This is a genomic window from Gilvimarinus sp. 1_MG-2023 (genome assembly GCF_030548285.1).
In genome coordinates this window covers 1-260 of sequence record NZ_JAUOSC010001211.1, presented here as the reverse complement: position 1 = coordinate 260, position 260 = coordinate 1, and the positions used below count along the sequence as shown (strand labels likewise).

At 43.5% G+C, this 260-nt stretch carries 1 pseudogene; it reads right to left on the bottom strand.

Features of this window, described 5'->3' with window-relative positions:
* Nucleotides 1-260, bottom strand: a pseudogene (locus Q4563_RS20710) (type II secretion system F family protein); the annotation flags it as partial.

Here is a 260-nt window from a genome sequence, read left to right as displayed (position 1 = left end):
GTACAACCTGTTGCCTGCAGCGCCTGCGACAGAATTAAGTTCATCTATCAAAGGGACACCCGCGGCGAAAGTCGTCGACAGCGTACTCGCAAAGCGGGCCATAATGGATTGGTAAAGAATATCTCCGACGATGGGCACTTTTAGCATAAACCGATCGATAAAATAAGAAAATTTAGAGCGTAGTAATTTAAGTTCTTTCAGAGCAAAGAAAAGTACAACCTCGCCAAAAAATGCATACAGCCAATAAGCTTGAGACATGT